Raw genomic sequence first — 1367 nt, 5'->3', positions numbered from 1 at the left:
GGCCGGTGATCGAACGGTTCGCGGCGGAGATGTTCGCGGACCTGCCCCGGACGGACCAGCGGGGCAAGGGCGAGCTGTACGTGCGGGGGCTGCTGACGGACGGCAAGCGCAAGAGCATGGTCCCGATGGCTGCCCGCCTCGGCGTGGACCATCAGCAGCTGCAGCAGTTCGTGACCAGCTCGACCTGGGACTACACCCAGGTCCGCCGGCGCCTCGCCGGCTGGGCGGTCGCCTTCCTCGACCCGGTCGCGCTGGTCGTGGACGACACCGGCTTCCCCAAGGACGGGCCAGCCTCGCCCGGGGTGGCCCGGATGTACTCCGGTGCCCTGGGCAAGGTCGGGAACTGTCAGATCGGGGTGTCCGTTCACGCGGTCACCGACTGGGCGTCAGCCGCGCTGGACTGGCGGCTGTTCCTCCCGGCCTCCTGGGACGACACCACCCTGACCGACCCGACCGAGGTCGCCGGCGCCCGGGCCCGCCGTGAACGGGCCGCGATCCCCGACAGGGCGCGGCACCAGGAGAAATGGCGGCTCGCGCTGGACATGCTCGACGAGCTGGCCGGGTGGGGACTGCCGAGCAGGCCGGTCGTGGCGGACGCCGGCTACGGCGACGCCGCCGCCTTCCGCCAGGGGCTGACCGACCGGAACATCCCCTACGTGCTGGCCGTGAAGCCGACCGCGACCGCCTACCCGGCCGACGCGGTGCCGGTCACCGCGGCCTATTCGGGCAGCGGCCGGCCGCCCGCGTCGGCCTACCCCGACCCGCCCCGCGATCTGAAGACCCTGGTGACAGCGGCCGGACGGTCCGCCGGCCGGTACGTGACCTGGCGGCACGGCACCCACAGGACCCCGGCCAACCCGACCGCAGGGATGCGCTCCCGCTTCCTCGCACTCCGGGTCCGCCCCGCCAACCGGAACATCACCCGCAACCCCGACCGGAGCCTGCCGGAATGCTGGCTGCTGGCTGAATGGCCCCCTGGCCAGGCCGAACCCACCGACTACTGGCTGTCCACCCTGCCCGAGGGCACCCCACTACGGCACCTCGTCCGCCTCGCGAAGATCCGCTGGCGGATCGAACACGACTACCGCGAACTCAAAGACGGCCTCGGCCTCGACCACTTCGAAGGACGCACCTTCACCGGCTGGCACCACCACGTCACCCTCGTCAGCATCGCCCAAGCCGTCTGCACCCAGCTCCGCCGCGACCCAAAAGTCCCTGCGCCGGCCTGACCCTCTACGGAGTCCTCCGCACCCTCCAGGCCCTGCTCGCCGTCTGGACCGGCGCCTGCCCCACCTGCCAGCGACCCTTCAACCACACACCTCCCGTAACCGTTCACCCGCCAGGAGTCACCTAACGAAGTCCTACTA

1 protein-coding gene is annotated in these 1367 nt (G+C 71.8%); it reads left to right on the top strand.

What is annotated here, in order from left to right:
* The first annotated feature begins 29 nt into the window (after positions 1-29).
* Positions 30-1229: an IS701 family transposase gene (locus AC559T_RS12790; protein ID WP_498868844.1), complete on the top strand. Its 1200-nt coding sequence runs from the start codon at positions 30-32 to the stop codon at positions 1227-1229.
* Positions 1230-1367: the final 138 nt, after the last annotated feature.

It is taken from the genome of Frankia sp. Hr75.2 (assembly GCF_949319125.1).
Lineage (GTDB): Bacteria > Actinomycetota > Actinomycetes > Frankiales > Frankiaceae > Parafrankia > Parafrankia soli.
This window is presented reverse-complemented; position numbering and strand designations above follow the sequence as displayed.